The organism is Labrys sp. HAY1-8F (assembly GCF_056754975.1).
In genome coordinates this window covers 4841182-4859138 of record NZ_JBPGWZ010000002.1, presented here as the reverse complement: position 1 = coordinate 4859138, position 17957 = coordinate 4841182, and the positions used below count along the sequence as shown (strand labels likewise).

Annotated in this window: 17 protein-coding genes; 6 read left to right on the top strand and 11 right to left on the bottom strand. The window is 62.4% G+C overall.

Going from position 1 to position 17957, the window contains the following annotated elements; translation table 11 throughout:
- Positions 1-8: 8 nt before the first annotated feature.
- The 6 genes from ACR9ZN_RS31525 to ugpB form a co-directional block, all read right to left on the bottom strand.
- Positions 9-422, bottom strand: a complete 414-nt coding sequence (locus tag ACR9ZN_RS31525; protein WP_434955542.1) for a VOC family protein — start codon at positions 420-422, stop codon at positions 9-11.
- 130 nt (positions 423-552) lie between these two features.
- Positions 553-963: a hypothetical protein gene (locus tag ACR9ZN_RS31520; protein ID WP_434955541.1), complete on the bottom strand. Its 411-nt coding sequence runs from the start codon at positions 961-963 to the stop codon at positions 553-555.
- A gap of 80 nt (positions 964-1043) precedes the next feature.
- Entirely contained in the window at positions 1044-2099 is a 1056-nt protein-coding gene (gene ugpC / locus ACR9ZN_RS31515) for a sn-glycerol-3-phosphate ABC transporter ATP-binding protein UgpC (protein ID WP_454813234.1), read from the bottom strand.
- Between the two features lie 7 nt (positions 2100-2106).
- Positions 2107-2955, bottom strand: a complete 849-nt coding sequence (gene ugpE / locus ACR9ZN_RS31510) for a sn-glycerol-3-phosphate ABC transporter permease UgpE (protein ID WP_441774441.1) — start codon at positions 2953-2955, stop codon at positions 2107-2109.
- Positions 2956-2991: 36 nt separating this feature from the next.
- Positions 2992-3873 (bottom strand): sn-glycerol-3-phosphate ABC transporter permease UgpA, encoded by an 882-nt coding sequence (gene ugpA / locus ACR9ZN_RS31505; RefSeq protein WP_434955538.1) that lies wholly within the window; start codon positions 3871-3873, stop codon positions 2992-2994.
- Positions 3874-4082: 209 nt separating this feature from the next.
- A complete protein-coding gene (gene ugpB, locus ACR9ZN_RS31500; RefSeq protein WP_481274083.1) occupies positions 4083-5393 on the bottom strand; it encodes a sn-glycerol-3-phosphate ABC transporter substrate-binding protein UgpB in 1311 nt (436 codons plus the stop codon).
- A gap of 382 nt (positions 5394-5775) precedes the next feature.
- On the opposite strand from ugpB, the gene ACR9ZN_RS31495 reads away from it, so the two are divergent.
- Entirely contained in the window at positions 5776-6933 is a 1158-nt protein-coding gene (locus tag ACR9ZN_RS31495; RefSeq protein ID WP_434955536.1) for a diphosphate--fructose-6-phosphate 1-phosphotransferase, read from the top strand.
- Between the two features lie 35 nt (positions 6934-6968).
- On the opposite strand, the gene ACR9ZN_RS31490 is transcribed toward ACR9ZN_RS31495, so the two are convergent.
- Positions 6969-7619, bottom strand: a complete 651-nt coding sequence (locus ACR9ZN_RS31490; RefSeq protein WP_434955535.1) for a DUF2161 domain-containing phosphodiesterase — start codon at positions 7617-7619, stop codon at positions 6969-6971.
- Between the two features lie 9 nt (positions 7620-7628).
- Positions 7629-8630 carry a ribonuclease T2 family protein gene (locus ACR9ZN_RS31485; protein WP_454813231.1) on the bottom strand — a complete coding sequence of 334 codons (1002 nt, stop codon included), beginning with the start codon at positions 8628-8630 and terminating at the stop codon, positions 7629-7631.
- 393 nt (positions 8631-9023) lie between these two features.
- Between ACR9ZN_RS31485 and ACR9ZN_RS31480 the strand changes: the two genes are divergently transcribed.
- The 3 genes from ACR9ZN_RS31480 to ACR9ZN_RS31470 all read left to right on the top strand — a co-directional run bounded on the left by ACR9ZN_RS31480 (position 9024) and on the right by ACR9ZN_RS31470 (position 12467).
- Positions 9024-9194 (top strand): hypothetical protein, encoded by a 171-nt coding sequence (locus ACR9ZN_RS31480; protein WP_434955533.1) that lies wholly within the window; start codon positions 9024-9026, stop codon positions 9192-9194.
- Positions 9195-9582: 388 nt separating this feature from the next.
- Complete coding sequence (locus ACR9ZN_RS31475) at positions 9583-10836, top strand: MFS transporter (protein ID WP_434955532.1); 1254 nt, start codon at positions 9583-9585, stop codon at positions 10834-10836.
- Between the two features lie 224 nt (positions 10837-11060).
- Positions 11061-12467 carry an MATE family efflux transporter gene (locus ACR9ZN_RS31470; RefSeq protein ID WP_454813230.1) on the top strand — a complete coding sequence of 469 codons (1407 nt, stop codon included), beginning with the start codon at positions 11061-11063 and terminating at the stop codon, positions 12465-12467.
- Between the two features lie 53 nt (positions 12468-12520).
- On the opposite strand, the gene ACR9ZN_RS31465 is transcribed toward ACR9ZN_RS31470, so the two are convergent.
- Positions 12521-14047 carry a caspase family protein gene (locus tag ACR9ZN_RS31465; protein WP_481274082.1) on the bottom strand — a complete coding sequence of 509 codons (1527 nt, stop codon included), beginning with the start codon at positions 14045-14047 and terminating at the stop codon, positions 12521-12523.
- 124 nt (positions 14048-14171) lie between these two features.
- Here ACR9ZN_RS31465 and ilvA point away from each other — a divergent pair, with 124 nt between their 5' ends.
- On the top strand, positions 14172-15686 hold the full coding sequence (gene ilvA, locus ACR9ZN_RS31460) for a threonine ammonia-lyase, biosynthetic (RefSeq protein ID WP_481274081.1): 1515 nt from the start codon (positions 14172-14174) through the stop codon (positions 15684-15686).
- Positions 15687-15926: 240 nt separating this feature from the next.
- Positions 15927-16106, top strand: coding sequence for a hypothetical protein (locus tag ACR9ZN_RS31455; protein ID WP_209431936.1), 180 nt, complete (start codon positions 15927-15929; stop codon positions 16104-16106).
- A 181-nt stretch (positions 16107-16287) separates the two neighbouring features.
- On the opposite strand, the gene ACR9ZN_RS31450 is transcribed toward ACR9ZN_RS31455, so the two are convergent.
- Both ACR9ZN_RS31450 and ACR9ZN_RS31445 read right to left on the bottom strand, forming a co-directional pair.
- Complete coding sequence (locus ACR9ZN_RS31450) at positions 16288-16575, bottom strand: hypothetical protein (RefSeq protein WP_068284544.1); 288 nt, start codon at positions 16573-16575, stop codon at positions 16288-16290.
- Positions 16576-16777: 202 nt separating this feature from the next.
- A complete protein-coding gene (locus tag ACR9ZN_RS31445; protein ID WP_481274080.1) occupies positions 16778-17926 on the bottom strand; it encodes a hypothetical protein in 1149 nt (382 codons plus the stop codon).
- Positions 17927-17957: the final 31 nt, after the last annotated feature.

Genomic DNA, 17957 nt, shown 5'->3' with positions numbered 1-17957 from the left:
CCCTCGTTTCAATAGGTTCGCCAAAGACCCGGCGTGGCGAATTCCAGCATATGGCCGTCAGGATCACGGAAATAGACGCTGTCTCCCCCCGCCTGCCAATGGGTACGTCCTTCCACGGCGACGTCATGCACCGCGAGGCGCGCCTCCCAGTCCGCCAGTTCGTCGGCGCCGATGGCAAAGGCGACATGGATGCGCCCCACGGCATCATGGCCCGGTATGGTACCGACCGGCGATGTCATGTCCTGAGCGGAGGCTCCCCGCTTGAAGACGAGCAGGACGCTGGCACCGCCCACGTCATAGGCGTAGAGCCGCTCCATCTTCAGCAAGGGCGGGAGCTGCAGCACCGTCTCATAGAAGCGCGCGGCACGATCGAGATCGTCGACATAGATGGCGGTTTCGAGGATGCGGTCGAGCTTGGGCATGTGATTCTCCTGCGACAGCCGAAGAGGATCCGCGCCTCCGCCTCCCAGTTCGCATCATCGGCCCGGAAGGCAGACAATCAAGACAGCCAGCAATCTGTCAACCTCATGATCGCACTGAATGAGGGTGGCGTCACTTGACCGTGATCTCGATCTCCATTTGGTTGGGAACGAACCGCACATTGTCGGTATGCGAGGGGGCCATCCAGGTGACTGTCACGTGGTCGACACCCGTGAAGGCACCGGCGGACTTGTAGACGACGACAGGTGCCTTGGTCGTGGTACCGGCACACACACCGGTATCCTTGCCCAGTTTGGTCGTCACGGTCACAAGTTGCGCAACACCATGCGTCGGGCCCGATGCAATGCGAATATCCCTGACAGGAAAGACTTCGCAGGTACCGGCACCATAGGAGCCCATGGCCAACAGGGGATACGGCTTACCGCGGGGTACCGTTACTTGCCTGGAACCCGCATAGGCGAAAGACGGCATCGCGGCAACGCCGATGGCGATACCGCAAAGTAGTTTCTTTACTTTTGTCATGTGAAAAACTTTGAAATCCGAAGAATATTGGAGCAGGCAAGCCAACATATCGCCGACCATCCCGCAAATCTATACGCGATTCAATTTGGGATTCTCAATCGGGTCGCGCCATCAAAAAGATGAACCTTGCCGGGATCGACAGCAAACTGCATATGGTCGCTGATGGTGTGGTCCATGCCGAGCGCGACAACCAGAGGCTGCTCGCCGATGTCCCCGTGCACCAGGCGATGAGCTCCCAGCTCCTCGACATAACGCAGCTTCACGGGCAGGCTTCCCGGCGACGGTGTTGCGACCGGCTGCAGGTCCTCGGCTCGCAGGCCGACCAGGACCTCCCCCGGCACCGTACGCGGCAAGGCCAGCCGAGCTTCCCCGAGGATGAGCGTATTCCCCTCGCCGCGCCCCTTCAGGACGTTCATAGCAGGCGAACCGATAAAGCCGGCCACGAAGGTGGAAGCCGGATTGCGATAGATTTCCAGCGGGGCGCCGATCTGCTCGATCGCGCCGCCATTCAGCACCACCAGCACATCGGCCAGGGTCATCGCTTCGAGCTGGTCATGGGTGACATAGATCGAGGTCGTGCCGAGGCGCTGCTGCAGCTGCTTGATCTCACCACGCATCTGCACGCGCAGCTTGGCATCGAGGTTGGAGAGCGGTTCGTCGAACAGGAAGGCAGCGGGCTGGCGCACGATGGCACGGCCCATCGCCACACGCTGGCGCTGGCCGCCGGAAAGCTGGCGCGGCTTGCGCTTGAGCATGTCGTCGCTGAGTTCGAGAATGCGGGCGGCTTCCTTTACCCGCTGGCTGATCTCGCCCTCGGCAGTTCTGCGGTTGCGCAGGCCATAGGCCATATTGTCGAAGACCGACATATGCGGATAGAGCGCGTAATTCTGGAAGACCATGGCGATGTCCCGGTCCATCGGCTCGATCTCGTTGACCCGGCGTTCGCCGATATGGACGTCGCCCGACGAGATCCGCTCCAGCCCCGCCACCATGCGCAGCAAGGTCGACTTGCCGCAGCCGGACGGGCCGACCAGCACGCAAAAGCCGCCATCGGGCACGGTGAAGCTCACTCCCTTCACCGCTTCGAAGCCGTTGTCGTAGATCTTCTTGACGTTGTTCAGAACGACTTGCGCCATCGGTTACTCACTTCTCGGTCTCGACCAGGCCCTTGACGAAGAGCTTCTGCATGACGACGACCACCACTACCGGCGGCAGCATGGCGAGGATCGCGGTCGCCATGGCGATCTGCCATTCGGTCAGGGCGTCCTGGGTGGTGATCATCTTGCGGATGCCGATGACGATGGTCTGCATCGAATCCTGGGTGGTGATCAGCAGGGGCCACAAATACTGGTTCCAGCCATAGATGAACTGGATCACGAACATCGCCGCGATCGAGGTTGTTGACAGCGGCAGCACGGTATCCTTGAAGAATTTCAGCGGGCCGGCCCCATCGATCTTAGAGGCTTCCAGCAATTCGTCGGGAATGGTCATGAAGAACTGGCGGAACAGCAAGGTCGCCGTCGCCGAGGCGATCAGCGGCAAGGTCAGGCCGGCATAGGTATCGAGCAGGTGGAGATCGGAGACGATCTTGTAGGTCGGGTAGATGCGCACTTCCACCGGCAGCATCAGCGTGATGAAGATCAGCCAGAAGGCGAACATGCGGAAGCGGAAGCGGAAATAGACGATGGCGAAGGCCGAGATCAGCGAGATCACGATCTTGCCCACCGCGATCGCCACCGCCATGATCAGGCTGGTGGTCAGCATGGTGAGCACCGGCTCGCGCGTGGCGCCCTGCGTACCGTGGAACAGGGTCTGGGTATAGTTCTTGATCAGATCGGGGCCCGGCAGCATGCCCATCTGCCCATTGGCGATGGTGGTGGCATCATGGGTCGAGGCCACGAAGGCCAGCCAGACCGGAAAGGCCAGAACCAGCACGCCGAGGATCAGGATGGCATGCGGTAGAAGATTTCCGAAGCGGCGGTTCTCAACCATGCGCCGCTCCTCCGGATGGCATCGAGAAACGGGGCATCAATAGGTCACCTTCTTCTCGATGAAGCGGAACTGCAGGGTCGTCATCGCGATCACCAGGATCAGCAGGATCACCGACTGTGCCGCCGAGCCGCCGAGATCGCCGCCGAGCTGGCCGTCATTGAATACCTTGAACACCATGGTGGTGGTCGCCGCGGCCGGGCCACCATGCGTCACCGCGTCGATGATGCCGAACGTGTCGAAGAAGACGTAGACGATATTGATCACCAGAAGGAAGAAGGTCGTCGGCGAGAGCATCGGCAGGATGATGGTCCAGAAGCGGCGTGCCGGGCGTGCGCCGTCGATGGCGGCCGCCTCGATCAGCGATTTGGGGATCGACTGCAACCCCGCCAGGAAGAACAGGAAATTGTAGGAAATCTGCTTCCAGGTCGCCGCCAGCACGACCAGGATCATGGCGTGCTGGCCGTCGAGCAGCGGGTTCCAGGCCACGCCGATTTGGCCAAGGCCGCGCGCCACCAGGCCGAGCGAGGGCTGGAACATGAAGAGCCAGAGCACGCCGGCCACAGCCGGCGCTACCGCATAGGGCCAGACCAGCATGGTACGGTAGAAGGAGGCGCCCTTGATCTTCTTGTCGGCTTGCACAGCCAGGATCAGCGCGAGGCCGAGCGAGAGCACAGCGACCAGAATGGCGAAGACCATGGTGACGCCCACCGCCTGGTAATATTCCGGCTGGGCGAACAACAGCTGGTAGTTCTCGAACCAGACGAATTCCGAAACGGTCCCGAAAGTGTCCTCCAGGAAGAAGGACTGGCGGATCGCCTGCACCACCGGCCAGTAGAAGAAGATCAGCGTGATCGCCAATTGCGGCGCCAGCAAAAGCCAGGGAAGGGTCTTGCCGGAGAAGACGGAGCGTTTTTCCATGGGCGATCCTAATGGGCCGCATCGCTACTGCCGAAAACCGGCAGCCCCTTGTCGGCACGATGCTCTAATGCTCTCGACCTTTGTCATTGCCGGGCTTGACCCGGCAATCCAGCGCCCATGTCCAGGCGGTGGGGGTGTTGGACTGGATGCCCGGGTCAAGCCCGGGCATGACAAAGCTTGGCATCTTTTCGCTGAGGCTTTTACGCCCCTTACCGTCCGGCCGTACGGGCGAAGGTCTTCAGCATCGCATCGCCGCGACGGACGGCATCGTCCATGGCAGCCTGAGCCGATTTCTTGCCGGCCAGGGCCTGTTCGATCTCCTCGGCCCAGACATCGCGGATCTGGGCAAGATTGCCGAGGCGAAGCCCGCGCGAATTTTCCGTCGGCGCCTTGTTGGTCAGCTCCAGCACGGCGACTTCGCTGTTGGGATCCTTGGCGTAGAAGCCCTGTTTCTTGGAGAGCTCATAGGCGGCCGGGGTGATCGGCAGATAGCCGGTCTCCTGGGCCCACCAGGCCTGCACATCGGGCTTGGACAGGTAGGTCAGGAACTTGGCGACGCCCTTGTAGGCCTCGTCCGACTTGCCGCCCATCACCCATAGCGAGGCTCCGCCAATGATCGAATTCTGCGGAGCTCCCTGCACATCGGGATAATAAGGCATCGGCGCCACCGAATATTTGAACTTGGCGTTGGCCTTGACGTTGCCCAGGAAGGCCGACGAAGTCAGGAACAACGGGCATTCGCCCGACGTGAAGCGCCCCTCGCCCTGGTTGGTACGGCCGGAATAGTCGAAGGTCTTGTCCTTCTGGGCCTCGATCAGATTCTCCAGATGCTTGACCACCAGCGGATTGTTGATCTTCAACTCGGTATCGAAGCCATCGAGGCCGTTGGCCTTGGTCGAGAGCGGTACGTTGTGCCAGGCCGACAGTTCCTCGATGTTGGCCCAGGTTGTCCAGCCCGTCGAAATGCCGCAAGTGGCATAGCCGGCTGCCTTCAGCTTCTTGGCCGCCTCGAAGGCCTCAGGCCAGGTCTTGGGCGCGGCCGCGAGATTGGCCTTCTTCAAGGCATCCTCGTTGACCCACATCACCATGGTCGAGGAATTGAAGGGGAAGGACAGCATCTCGCCCTTGGCATTGGAATAATAGCCGGTCACGGCGGGCAGATAGGACTTCTGGTCGAAGGGTTCGTTTGCGTCCTTCATCAACTGGTAGACGGGCTTGATAGCGCCCTTGGCGGCCATCATGGTTGCCGTACCGACTTCGAAGACCTGCAGGATATCAGGCGCATTACCAGCCCGGAACGCGGCGATGCCGGCATTCATGGTATCGGCATAGGAGCCCTTATAGGCGGGAACGATGCGGTAGTCGCTCTGGCTGGCATTGAAATCATTGGCCAGCTTGACGATGCGATCATTATTGGCACCCGTCATCGCGTGCCACCATTGTATGTCGGTGGCTGCCAGGGCCCCGGTGGATACACCGGCAAACAGAACCGTGGCCGAAGCCAAAACGCTCAATTTCATGGATGATACTCCCTCACGGTGCGCCGCTTCTTGAAAAGGACGGCGTTGTTTACGGCCGGATGGTTAGCGCTTCCGTGACGGAACAATGAAGCAATTATGACAATGGAACAAGCTGGCCGCGCACGCGCCTGTCGATAGCGTGAACGGAACACCGTTTTCCGCCTTCGCAACGATCGCCAGCTTTCTGATCCACCGGCAAGTCGCTCGTTGCCGCCCGGCTGTTTCGAGGCTAAGCAACTGGACACCAGAGCGTCAGGCAGCTTCCTCCTGATCGAGCCACGGGCTTGGTCAGGAGGAAGCTGCAGGATTTCAAACGCTTGAAGAATTTCCCGATATTGCCCATTCGTAGGCAATATCGGGAAATTCTGCCCAGGGAGGCTCCATGCCGTCGATCGTCATCGCCCAAGGGGGCGGCCCCACCGCCGTGATCAACCAGACCCTCGCCGGCGCCGTCGTCGCCGCCCGCCGGCACGACCCGTCGCTGCGCATCCTAGGCGCCCGTCATGGCGTGCGGGGCCTGACGCGCGGCGATCTAGTCGATCTTACGGCGCTCTCCGAAACCGATCTCGAACGCCTGGCCCGCACGCCCAATTCGGGCCTCGGCTCGACACGCGACAAGCCCGATCCGGCCTATTGCCAGACCATCCTGCAGGCGCTGGAAAAGCTCGATGCCCGCGGCTTCATCTATATCGGCGGCAACGACACCGCCGGCACGCTCGACCTCCTGCGCCAGCAATCGACCGGCTCCTGCAGCTTCGTGCATGCCCCCAAGACGATCGACAACGACCTGATGGAGAATGACCATGTGCCGGGCTTCATCTCGGCGGCGGCCTTCGTCGCCAATGCCTTCGTCAGCATGGATCTCGATTTCCGGGCGATGCCGGGCATTTATGTCGCCATCGTCATGGGCCGCCATGCCGGCTTCCTCAGCGCCGCTGCGGCCGGCTGGCAGCAGGCGCCGGAGGAGGCCCCCCATCTGATCTACACGCCGGAAAAGTCCTTCTCGGTCGAGCAATTCCTCAACGACGTCGATGCCGTCTACACCCGCGTCGGCCGCTGCATCGTATCGATGTCGGAAGGCGTGCAGGACGAAACCGGGCGGCCGCTGGCCGAGGCTCTCGCCGCCGGCACGGTCGAGCGCGACGCCCATGGCAATGTGCAACTCACCGGTGGCGATCTCGGTATCGAGATCCAGAAGGCCCTCAAGCAGCGCTTTCCCAAGGCCCGCGCCCGGGTCGACACGCTGGGTTACCTGCCGCGCGGCTATCTCGGCATCATCGACGAGACCGATGCGAAAGAAGCCTTCGAGGCGGGCGCCTTTGCGGCGCAGAGTGCCTTCACGGGCTCCGGGTCGGTGGTGCTGCATTATGACGGCAAGCACACCGCGCCGCGCATCGTATCCCTAGACCAGGTTGCCGGGCGCACACGTCACATGCCCGACAGCTTCTTTACCGGATCCAATGCCATTTCCGAGGAAGGCCGGGCCTATTTCCGCCGCCTGCTGCCGCGACGGCCGGACATCTTCACGCCCTATGTATAAGGGAGATACGCCCTCCCCCCGATGGGTCTCCACCCTTACGCCTGCGGCCAGCGCTCCAGCGCTTCCCGGCCCGCAGGCGTCAGGCCGTAAATGCCTTTCTCGACCCGTTCGAACCAGCCATAGACATTGCCTTTCAGGATTCTCGGAGCATCGGGCACCGATTTGGTAAGGTCGCGCCGACGCTGCGGCGCCATGACCAGGGCAGCGGCGCAGGCAAGCGCCTGCTGGCGATAGGCCGTCATCTGAGGCGTGCGGGTGGAGCCTCCGAGGACGGGATCGCCCTGGCGCTTGCGATGCTCCCTCAGGAGACGGGAGCGGCGCTTGGGGTCGCGGCGCGGGAACGGCGCCTCGGGCGTAACGATGATCTGCACCTCGTCACGCTCGGACACGCCCAGCAGGCCGAAGCCAAGCCGCCGGCAGAGATTGCGGAAGCGGGAGTCGCTTTCCCGCCCCTTGCCCCGGGCGGAGAGACGGGCTGCCAGCCAGACCTCGTCGCAGGCCCCGGCCCGGTCGACGCCCTGCAGCACCAGTTCCAGGTTGAAGCTCTGCTTGAGTTCGCAGATCACAACCACCGGCGGGTCGCCCTCGCGCAGGGCAAGGACATCACAGCGGCCGATCTCGCCCTTTACCGCGAAATCAAGCGATTCCAGGAAGGTCTTGATGGGCAGATAAAGTGAGGTCTCCAAGGCCGTCCCTCACTGCAGTCCAACAGGATCGACAATGCCCGACTTGCAGCCCTGATCAGTCGGCGAGGCAGCGGCGATCAGATCGGTGAGCTTGGCACCATCCTTGACCTCGCCGCGCAGGCCGATGGTCATCTCCACGATGATTCGCCGGTTGCCGGCCCGCTTGCAGGCGAAACGCACCCGCTCGCCGGCACCCGCACCGAAGCCCTGGTCGAAGGCGCTACGGATCTCGCCGGTATCGATTTCCTTGCCGATATTGTCGGCGAAGAGCTTTTGCACCGGTGAGGCGTTGATCTCGCCGATCAAGGCCACCGAACGGCGGAAATAGGCGTCGGCCGATTTCTCGAAGAAGCAGGTGCCATGCTCGATCCATTCGTGGCGATCGAGGAAGGAGGCCGTGCCGGGCATGGCCTTCTCCAGGGCGGTACGCGTGGCTGGTTCGAGCTGAGGCGCCGGCAGATCCTCCCAGCGATGCGCCTTGTCGGCCTCGACATCGCGTTGCGCCACACCGCAATAGGCATTGCCGCGCGGCTGCGGCCAGAGGCCGTGCAGGGTGAAATGGCTTGCGTCATAGCGGTCGACGGTTTGCGTGCGACACTCGGTCTTTTCGGGCAGCCCCTCGCAGAAGGCGGCCTGCCAGCTGATGGCGAAGACATAGGAAGCCCCACCCGCCGACGTTACCGGACCGGTTTTGGCTGCGCCAGGCGCGATGGCACTGCCGTCCGCCGCTTTCACCTCACCGCAGGAGACCGGCACCCAGCGTTGCGCAGGCTGCGCATCCTCCACCTCGACGCGATAGAAGGTCGGCTGGGGCTTGTTGCCGGCAAGCAGCCTGTAGCTCTGCGCGGGCACGAGCTTGACGTTGCCGGGATTGGTCTGCTTGCGGATGGACTGGAGGGCCGCGCAGGCCTCTCGCGCCGTGAAAGTTCCCGTCATCGTTTCATCGGCCTTGGCCGGCGCGAAGGGAACCAGGATCGAAACGGCCAAGGCCGCAAGCCGGCTTTTGTGCATGCAATCCTCCAGAGCAGGACGCGCTTCGACGGAAACGACGTTTTGCCCGCACTTCCTGTTCGATGCGTCCTTACGATTCTGGCGATTACGCCCAACCACAAGACGCCTCAGGCTCTATCGCGAGCCACCTGTGGCCCGCCCCCCTCGCCGAGGAATAAAGCATAGGGCTGAACAGAAACCTACCGGGGTATGGCATGGCGCGTGGCTGCACGCGATTTAGGCATCGAATGCAGCACCGTCAGCCATGCTACCGCACTGCGGTAACCCCCTCTAAACCATGCGAAAATAGCATGACGGGCATACCGCTTTGCACGTGCGATTCTGCACAAATTTCACCACGATTCGCCTATATACACGCCAGCAAGTGAGCTACTCTTTTTTGGAACCACTCCCGTGACGACCGTCGCTTTCATCAATGCCATCACCACCCGCCTCGTCGCCTATCGCAACCGCCGTCGCCTCGCGACCGTGCGCCGCGAATTGAGCTACCGCGACCTGCTGGATCTGGGTATCTATCGCGGCCATATCGACCGCGTCGCCAGCGCCGAGAACGAGGCGATCTGACCTCGCTCCCCGGTTCGGGCTTGCATGCCTCCTATCGATAGTCCGATCGCGATCCTGGCCATCCCGGATCGCGATTTTGTTTTCAGGGACCGGGCTTCCATCTTGAACCATTTCTTTCCCGCGCCCTGGCCGCTTTCATTGCGTTGGCGTGATGAATATCATCACGAAGTTTTATAATTGACGATGCGTCTCGATATTCCCCGATTGATGACATTCGGCTAAAACGGTTTAGCGGGCGGCTCCCGCATCTCTTCCCATCGACCGCATAGCCCAGCGGAACCAGGCCCGATCGGCCTTGGCGTGCGCCAAGATGCCGATTTTTCGTGCCGCAACAAAGGGATAGCCTGCGTTTGCACCCCGCGTGCCACCGCGGGTCTAGCACTGACGTATGGACGCCAAAGCAGCCACCTTGCCCCCCTCAGGTGTTTTCAGCCCCGAGCGGACGGCCTATTCGATTCTCATGGCGATCAGCGTCTCGCATTGCCTCAACGACACCATCCAGTCGTTGATTCCCTCGATCTATCCGATGCTGCGCGACAACTATGCCCTCAGCTACACCCAGATCGGCTTGATCACGCTGGCCTTCCAGCTCACGGCGTCGCTGCTGCAGCCCTTCGTTGGCCTTTATACCGATCGCCGCCCCCTGCCCTATTCGCTCACCGTCGGCATGGGCCTCAGCCTCGTCGGCCTGGTGCTTCTGGCCTATGCCCAGAACTACACCACGGTCCTGATCGCCGCGATGCTGGTCGGCACCGGCTCATCCGTCTTCCATCCCGAATCTTCGCGGGTGGCGCGCATGGCCTCCGGTGGCAAGACGGGCCTCGCCCAGTCTGTCTTCCAGGTCGGCGGCAATCTCGGCACCTCGATCGGGCCGCTGCTGGCCGCCTTCATCGTGTTGCCCTATGGCCAGCATTCGATCGCCATCTTCTCGGTGATCGCCTTGCTCGCCATGTTCATCCTGTGGAATGTCGGCAATTGGTATGCTGCCTATCGGCGCCATACGGCGGGCACCAAGGCCAGGGCCGTGCCGGCAGTGGCCTCGCTGTCGCGCGGCCGTGTCATCGCCTCGCTGGTAGTCCTGCTGGCGCTGGTCTTCTCCAAATTCTTCTACATGGCCTCGCTATCGAGCTATTACACGCTCTATCTCGAGGATCGTTTCGGCCTGTCGCCTGAAGCGGTGCAGATGCAGCTCTTCATCTTCCTCTTCGCTGCAGCCGCCGGCACGTTGCTCGGCGGACCGATCGGCGACCGCATCGGGCGCAAATATGTGATCTGGGTCTCGATCCTGGGCGTACTGCCCTTCAGCCTGGCCCTGCCCTATGCCAACCTGACCTGGACCCCGGTTCTGGCGGTGATCATCGGCTTCATCCTGTCCTCGGCCTTCTCCGCCATCGTGGTGTTCGCGCAGGAGTTGGTGCCGGGCAAGACCGGCATGATCGCCGGGCTGTTCTTCGGCCTCGCCTTCGGCATGGGCGGCGTCGGTGCCGCAGCCCTCGGCGTTCTGGCCGATTGGACCAGCATCGAATTCGTCTACAAGGTCTGCTCCTTCCTGCCGATGATCGGGCTGTTGACCGTCTTCCTGCCCAATATCGAGCGCCCACAGCCGCAGCCCGTGGAAGCGGCCAAGGAAGTGTTTGAATAGGAAAGGCGGCTCGTCTTTTCATCCCCGACTTTCTCGATGCCGAACGGGGCTCGTTGGAGCAAAGCGTGTTCATGTGAGAACGCGCTTTGCTCCAAGTCTTTGTTTCCAAGCCAATCCAACGGATTGGCTGGAGCGTCCTTGCGAAACTTGCCGGGTCCCGTCAGATCGCAGAACGCCTTGGGCGGCTCCCGCCCCAATTTTGAACGACGAATGGAAACGACCAAATGGCTACGGTATTTCCGCCGACTGGTTCGCAGGCGAACCTCGGCGGTCACCAGAGCTGGAGCCGGGAGGCACTCGAAACCTTCATCCTGGCCTGGCCTCTCATTCTGACCAATCTGGTCGAGCTGGCGCTGACCACCACCAATCTCATCCTCGTGGGTGAATTGGGGTCGCAGGCGATTGCCGCCGTGACCCTGGCCAACAATCTGTTCTTCTTCTTTGCCATCATTGGATTGGGCGTGGTGACGGCGGTGGCGCCGATGGTGGCCAGCGCGCTCGGTGCCGGTGACGACAGCGGCCGCGATATCCGCCGCACCGTGCAGCAGGGATTGTGGACGTCGCTGATCGTCTCGATTCCGGGCCTTGCCTGCCTGATGAACAGCGAATGGATCATGCTGCATCTCGGCCAGAGCCCCGAGATCGCCAGGCAGGCCTCGCAATATCTCAACGGCCTCGCTTGGTCGCTGCCGGCCTTCGTGGGCTACATCGCCCTGCGTTCGGCGGCAGCCGCCATGGGCCAGCCGCGTGCTGCCTTGTGGAGCGCGCTTGTCGGCATCGTCATCAATGCCGTCCTGGCCTGGGGCCTCACTTTCGGCCATCTCGGCCTGCCGGCCCTCGGCGTGCCGGGCCCGGGCATTGCCACCACGATCGCGACCTGGATCTTCTTCCTGCTGCTTGCCGCCTTCCTGGCCTTCAGCCGGCCGTTCCGGCGCTTTCAACTGTTCCAGAACCTGTGGCGGCCAGACCGGGAGCGGCTCTGGCAGATCTTTCGGCTGGGTGTGCCCATCGCCGTCACGCTCGCCTTCGAGGTCACTGTCTTCAATGCCGCGGCCTTCCTGATGGGGCGCATCGGCGAGACGGACCTGGCGGCGCATGGCATCGCCATCCAGATCGCCTCGATCAGCTTCATGGTGCCGCTCGGCCTCGGCCAGGCGGCGACGGTGCGGGTCGGCCTCGCCTATGGCGCCGGCGACAAGCATGCCATCAGCCGGTCCGGTTGGACGGCCTATGTCCTCGGTGTCGGTTTCATGTGCGCGGCGGCGGCCTTCATGCTGATCGCACCGCATCTGCTGATCGGCCGGTTCATCGATCTTGCCGATCCCGTCAACACCGATGTGGTCTCCCGGGCCAGCCTGTTCCTGATCTTCGCCGGCCTGTTCCAGATCACCGACGGTGCCCAGGTGGTGGCCGCCGGCATGCTGCGCGGCCTGCACGACACCCTGATCCCGATGCTGCTTGCCGCTATCGGCTATTGGGTGGCGGGGCTGCCGCTCGGCATCCTGCTCGGCTTCCATTTCGGCTGGGGTGGCGCCGGCATCTGGGCCGGCCTGGTAAGCGGGCTGACCGCGGTGGCCGTGCTGATGACCATGCGCTGGCTGCGGCGGGATCGCCTCAAGCCGGCGACCTGAGCCACCGCCAGCTCGGTAGGGGGCCAAAATTTCTCTTTGTGGGAATTGGCTGCCTATTGCTGGGGCTGGAAGTAGTTCAACCTTTGCCGATAGGCCGCTTCGATGCAGCTGGCTGCGGCGCCGCAGCGATCGCGATTGGTGCGCCAGGCCGTTTGGTTCGCCGACAGGGCAACCTGATCGGCCTTCTGCAGGCTCCTGAAACGAGCCTTGAAGACATTGTCGAGGGCAAGGTCGAGCCGCGCCAGCGTATCGCTCTGGCAAATGGCACGCTCGCTCGGATTGAGACGTCCGCCGCAGGGGAAACTCGGCGACACGGAGGGCGTGCCTGCCGCCTTGTCAACCAGGCTCTTCAGAAAGGCGAGCCGCTGCCGATAGCTCACGCCGATACAGGCCGCGTCCCCGCCGCACTCGTCGCGCTGGGCGCGCCAGGCTGTCTGGTTGGCCTTCAGCTTGGCCTGCAAATCCTTCGGCAGGGCCGAATTGATCATGCCATAGGCCGATGACAGCGTCTGATCGAGGGTGGCAAGACTGCCATCCTGGCAGATGGCGTTTTCGGTGGGATTCAGGCGGCCGTTGCAAGGAAAGCTTGGCGCCACCGATGCGGGAATGGTTCGATCGGGGGCCGCAAAGTCGAGGGCCGCATTCTGTTGCGGCGCGGAGCCGGTTTGGGCGTCACCACCCGTCGTCGCGGCCGGGGCGATGTCGGCTGAGCCTTGCGTCGACTGATCGACCGGTGCCAGGGCAGTGGCGCCAATCGCCTTGACAGGCTGAGGCGTCTCCATCTTTCCGGACATGGCGAAGGAACCGATGATGGCCTCGTTCACCCAGGGAGTCTGGCTGCCCTGGGTCGACTGGTCGACATCGGCCCTGACCTGGCCGAACATCTGGCGGATGTCGAGGCCGGGCGTCTCCATATGGGCAAGCAGCGCGGTGGTGAAGGGCGAGTTGCGCCCGCTGCCATCCTGGGCCACCGAGCCCGGCGCCGTCGAAAAGGCGATCAGCGTGCCCTTGGCCGAGGAGGCGTCGAGATCGATGCGCGCCAGCCCGCGTGTACCAGCCCCCCGCGTCAGCTGGCGCGTCAGGGGATTGTCGCGGCACGAATCCAGGATCACGATCTTCACCTTCGGCGCCGCGCTGTCGACCAGTTCCAGAAGCTTGTCCAAGGACAGGGTCTGGGTATCCAGATCGAGCTCGTCCGAGATCTTGGCCGAGACCGGGACGAGGTAATTGCGCCCCTTCACCTGCACGCCATGGCCCGAATAGAACACCACCACGCTGTCGGCATGATCGGCATCGCGCAGGAACGCCCTGAGCCCGTCATTCATCGCAGCCAGGTCGCCGTCCTTGACCAGGGTCACCGCATAGCCGATCCGCCCCAGCGCCGCCGCCATGTCATTGGCGTCATTGGCCGGGTTCACCAGCGGCGTCACCGAGCGATAGGCACTGTTGCCGATCACCAAGGCCGCCTTCTGGGCCGCACCGGCCGGCAGCGTGCCTGCCAGAACGAGTGCGGCAAGAAAGAACAGGCGTATCAGGGCCATGATGAGGTCTCTGGGGGTCAGGATCGACAGGCGCGACATTATCTCCGCCAACGGGCGCAAATCAAACGTGACAGCGCCATCCGAACGTCTCAAAGATGGAAGCCGACAGGTTTTTCTATAGGGAAGCACCAAACTGCTCCCCTTTTCGACAGTCAGGTGCGTTGTGATCGAATATGTCCGCCGAATCCTCGATGCCCGCGTCTATGACGTTGCCCAGAGAACGCCGCTGGACCCCATGGTGCGGCTCAGCCAGCGCCTGAACGCGGAAGTCCTGCTCAAGCGCGAGGATCTGCAGCCGATCTTCTCCTTCAAGATCCGAGGCGCCTATAACCGAATCGCCCGGCTCTCGCCCGAAGCCAAGGCGGCCGGCGTCATCTGCGCTTCGGCCGGCAACCACGCCCAGGGCGTCGCGCTCTCGGCAACCAAGCTCGGCATCGCCTCTACCATCGTCATGCCGATCACCACGCCGCGCATCAAGGTCGACGCCGTGCGCTATTGGGGCGGCAAGGTCGTGCTCAAGGGCGACGTCTTCGACGAGGCCTATGCCCATGCCCGCGAACTCGAGCGCGAACAGGGCCTCACTTTCGTCCATCCCTATGACGATGGCGACGTCATCGCCGGCCAAGGCACCGTGGCCGTCGAGATCCTGCACCAGCATCCCGCCCCGATCGAAGCGGTCTTCGTGCCGATCGGGGGCGGCGGGCTGGCGGCCGGCATCGCTTCCTATGTCAAGTTCCTTCGTCCGGAAACGAAGGTTATCGGCGTCGAGCCGGTCGACGCCGCCTCGATGCAGGCGGCTATCGCGGCCGGCGAACGGGTGGTGCTGGACCGGGTCGGTCTGTTCGCCGACGGTGTCGCCGTGCGCCAGGCAGGCGAAGAAACCTTCCGGATCTGCCGCGAGCTGCTGGACGATGTCCTGGTCGCCGACACCGATGCCATGTGCGCCGCGATCAAGGACATCTTCGAGGATATGCGGGTGCTGTCCGAACCGGCCGGCGCCCTGTCGCTGGCAGGCCTGAAGGCCTATGCGCAGGCTAATCCGGAGAGGTCCGGCGCGCTCATCGCCGTCAACAGCGGCGCCAACCTCAATTTTGACCGCCTGCGCCATGTCGCCGAACGGGCGGAGGTGGGCGAGGCCCGCGAGATCCTGCTCGCGGTAACCATCCCAGAGGAGACGGGCAGCTATCGCCGCTTCATCGAGGTGCTGGGCAGCCGCATCGTCACCGAATTCAACTATCGCTACGCCGGCGGCAGCCAGGCCCATGTCTTCGTCGGCCTGAAGCTGGCGGATGCCAAGCGCCAGAAAAGCGAGATCATCGGCCAGCTCGAGCGGCTCGGCTATGGTGTCGTCGACATCAGCGCCGACGAAACCGCCAAGCTGCATGTGCGCTATATGGTCGGCGGACGCGCACCGGGCCTGACGGATGAATTGGTGCTGCGCTTCGAATTCCCCGAGCGGCCGGGTGCTCTGCTCCGGTTTCTCGACGGTGTCGGCTTCGACTGGAACATCACCCTGTTCCACTACCGCAACCACGGTGCGGATTACGGCCGGGTGTTGGTTGGAATCCAGGTTCCAGAGGCCGATCGGCCACGCCTTTTCGAGCGTCTGGGAGAGCTCGGCTACCCCTATGAAGACGAGAGCGCCAACGACGCCTACCGCCTCTTCCTGCACGGCTGAAAACGGCACTCGGAGACTGTCGACAACCTTAAGAAAAAATAAAGCAATAACAGGAAGTTAAGACGTTCACAGCCGGCTATCGAAGGGTATGCTTTTCTCCCATATCAGGGTTGCAGAAAGGCATACCATTCCGTGCATTTTGACACTGCTTCAACACCGAAAAGTCGTAAAGGTCTTACAAGTAGAGACGGTGCGTTAACCGCGCCGATTTACGATGAAAGTGGTGTTGGAGTTGGTACGATGCGTTTGGCGGGATTGTTTGCAGCCAAGGATGGATTTGAAGAAGGCGACATAGCCGGTGTGACGATCGACGTCGTCACCGGTCTGCTTGCCGGTCTCGCCCTTATCATCGGTGTCTGGCTGCTCGGCAGCGCGTTGAACGCCGATGCCGCTCATGTCGCTTCGGCGCTAGCGCGCTGAGGACGACAACGCCGAACCACCGCTTTTTGGCATCGCACGATGGTGACGGCCCCTGCAGGACCATCACCAATCGAACGGCGTGCCGAACGAAATAAAGCAATCCAGACTTGTCTCACAACAGATCTGGACGCTTCACGGTGCACGTGTCGATTTGAGCGGCCGCCTGTCTCGGCAGCGAAGACTATTTGCTCATCGAATTCTTGATCATGCCGACGATGACCTGCAGGATCGCGCCGCCGGCACCGCCGCCGATGACATTGGTGACGATCGAGCCGATGTCAAAATTCCCCGACTGCATGGACGCGGCGACAGACGGCCAGACAGCGGTGATGATTTGACCCAGCACACCGCCGCCGACCAGACCAGCGATGATGTTGCCGATATTGCCCATGTCGAATTGCGGCAGAGCCTTGCCGGAACCGGCGCCGCCAAGCGCGCCCGCTACCAGGTTGATAAGAATCTGTTCCATTGTCGACTTCCGCTTTCAGTGGCGGTTGGTTGCTGAAAAGATGACCGCCTGCGACAATTTGTACAGATTCTGGTTTCGTTTCAATTAATCCGTGAATCGAACTGCGCTTCGAAGCGCCTTACACAAAGTAAAATCTGTGTATTTCGTGTTTGCAACGTCACCCGGTCTCAGTGGAAGGTTCGCTGCATTGATCCGCGGGGTTCTATCCACCCTGAAGTGGCTTGAAGTCACGCCGCCAAATCGCGCCGGTGATATAGCGCAGAACAGGATTGCCCTCTTTGGCATCGGGCGTAGCCAACAGCGATATCAGGGCCACGCAGGCTTCCTTTCCCTGGTGGATCGTCACCGAGGGTTCCATGCTGGTCCGTTGAGCGCCCGTCTGGCCGTCCCTGTCGGCGGCATTCTTCCACTTGTCGGCGAAGGCCCTTGCCCCCTCCCTGGCGATACCGCAATCGCCATAGGGCAGTGCGATCACCACACCATTGCTGGCCGGCTCCTTTGTCTCGACATCGGCGATCATCCCCCCGAGGGACACGGGCGTGGGGGCCTTTTTTGCCCGCTCTGCCATCTTGTCCGCCAGTACTTTCTTGTCCGCGGTGGGTGACGTTGCCATCAGGTCCATCACATCGTCCCCTTGCATCCAAATCGCCGGGGTGAGAACAATTGCCTGCAGGATCGAACCCTGGGCAGCCACCTTCTCGATACCGTCAAGGGCCGACTCGATCGGCGCCAGGCCGGCGAGGCTGGTCTTGGCCGAAACAGCACCCGCCTCGGCCACCGCCCCGGGGTCGGGAGACTGCGCTACGCCATCGGCGAAGGGCACCAGCATCGAGGCCCGGCCCAGCGGGCCGAGGAAGGGATTGGTGGCGCTGCGTTTGGTGAAATCGAGCTTCATCGGCTCGCCATTACGCCATACCCCATTGGCCAGGCTGAAGCCGCGCTGTCCGAGCCCTTCCACGAAAGGCGCGGATACACCAGGCTCCGTGAAGCGCCAGAGGACGACTGCTCGTGGCGGAGTGCCATAATCGGTGAGGCTGGCAATCTCGTTGCGTTTCAGGCCGGTGTCATCGTGCCAGGACCCGTCCGTGCTCATGAGCAGGGACTTCAGCGTATCGGTGCCGCCGAAGCTCACCCGCAGCCCCATCGCGGTGAGATCCCCCGCATAGAGCGCGCGCAATTCCGACAAGCCGACAAAGCTGGCGGCAATGCCGCTGCGATCCATTGCAACCTTGGCAGGAACACGAGACAGCGCGCGCCGCAGCTCCGAATCGGCCGAGGCCGCTCCCGAGACACCGCATAGCAAGGTCGCCGCCGTTATAGCGCCCGCGAGCTTTCTCAATCCGTTCGGCATGAAAATCTCTCCTGTCCATCGCAACGGCGGC

What these genes read in the sequence shown, in the direction of transcription:
- ACR9ZN_RS31525 (WP_434955542.1), bottom strand. Translation starts at nt 422, where the DNA reads ATGCCCAAGCTCGACCGCATCCTCGAAACCGCCATCTATGTCGACGAT.
- ACR9ZN_RS31520 (WP_434955541.1), bottom strand. Translation starts at nt 963, where the DNA reads ATGACAAAAGTAAAGAAACTACTTTGCGGTATCGCCATCGGCGTTGCC.
- ugpC (WP_454813234.1), bottom strand. Translation starts at nt 2,099, where the DNA reads ATGGCGCAAGTCGTTCTGAACAACGTCAAGAAGATCTACGACAACGGC.
- ugpE (WP_441774441.1), bottom strand. Translation starts at nt 2,955, where the DNA reads ATGGTTGAGAACCGCCGCTTCGGAAATCTTCTACCGCATGCCATCCTG.
- ugpA (WP_434955538.1), bottom strand. Translation starts at nt 3,873, where the DNA reads ATGGAAAAACGCTCCGTCTTCTCCGGCAAGACCCTTCCCTGGCTTTTG.
- ugpB (WP_481274083.1), bottom strand. Translation starts at nt 5,393, where the DNA reads ATGAAATTGAGCGTTTTGGCTTCGGCCACGGTTCTGTTTGCCGGTGTA.
- ACR9ZN_RS31495 (WP_434955536.1), top strand. Translation starts at nt 5,776, where the DNA reads ATGCCGTCGATCGTCATCGCCCAAGGGGGCGGCCCCACCGCCGTGATC.
- ACR9ZN_RS31485 (WP_454813231.1), bottom strand. Translation starts at nt 8,630, where the DNA reads ATGCACAAAAGCCGGCTTGCGGCCTTGGCCGTTTCGATCCTGGTTCCC.
- ACR9ZN_RS31475 (WP_434955532.1), top strand. Translation starts at nt 9,583, where the DNA reads ATGGACGCCAAAGCAGCCACCTTGCCCCCCTCAGGTGTTTTCAGCCCC.
- ACR9ZN_RS31470 (WP_454813230.1), top strand. Translation starts at nt 11,061, where the DNA reads ATGGCTACGGTATTTCCGCCGACTGGTTCGCAGGCGAACCTCGGCGGT.
- ACR9ZN_RS31465 (WP_481274082.1), bottom strand. Translation starts at nt 14,047, where the DNA reads ATGTCGCGCCTGTCGATCCTGACCCCCAGAGACCTCATCATGGCCCTG.
- ACR9ZN_RS31455 (WP_209431936.1), top strand. Translation starts at nt 15,927, where the DNA reads ATGCGTTTGGCGGGATTGTTTGCAGCCAAGGATGGATTTGAAGAAGGC.
- ACR9ZN_RS31450 (WP_068284544.1), bottom strand. Translation starts at nt 16,575, where the DNA reads ATGGAACAGATTCTTATCAACCTGGTAGCGGGCGCGCTTGGCGGCGCC.
- ACR9ZN_RS31445 (WP_481274080.1), bottom strand. Translation starts at nt 17,926, where the DNA reads ATGCCGAACGGATTGAGAAAGCTCGCGGGCGCTATAACGGCGGCGACC.